Annotated in this window: 1 pseudogene; it reads right to left on the bottom strand. The window is 42.2% G+C overall.

The annotated features are described in order from the left end of the window. Nucleotides 1-294: 294 nt before the first annotated feature. Nucleotides 295-436, bottom strand: a pseudogene (locus JHD74_RS25995) (IS110 family transposase); the annotation flags it as partial. Between the last annotated feature and the right edge of the window lie 123 nt (nt 437-559).

The raw sequence follows: 559 nt of genomic DNA on the forward strand, positions 1-559 counted from the left end.
GGCTCGGAGATGTGTATAAGAGACAGGCATGCAACTCTTTGATAACCTATTGCTATCAAGTTTATGAAAATCTACAGGGAATTGATTGTAACAAAAGCTCAAACCTAGGGATAGGTGAAAAGGATATGGGGGATTGGTACCATTGAAGGTAAGCGGTGCATAGGTAGAAAGGGAGTGTTGCAGCACTAGATGTCATTGGGTTCAATGCGTGGATCATGGCCATAGCCGTGGCCATTTGATGACTAGGAAACTGGTTCGTATCCAAAATTTCTGCGAAACACTTTCTCAATGTTGGCCCCTTTGGTGCGCTGGCACTAAATTCCAGTAAAAAGGCATGCATCTGATTTGTGGTTTTAACCTTATCCCTGACCACTGATTCTCTGACCCAGTGTAGGATATGCATCGCCTGTTGGGACTCTGTTCTGGGCTGAAAGAACGACTCTGTCGCATTACGATTTAGGAAAGTAACATGCTGTTTTTTTTGTAATTTTTCCTATTAATGTTTCTGATCTGAAATGCCTTTAAACAACTGCATTACCCCATTTATATCATCGCGCAA

It is taken from the genome of Serratia sp. ASV30, from assembly GCF_016428815.1.
GTDB lineage: Bacteria > Pseudomonadota > Gammaproteobacteria > Enterobacterales > Enterobacteriaceae > Chania > Chania fonticola_C.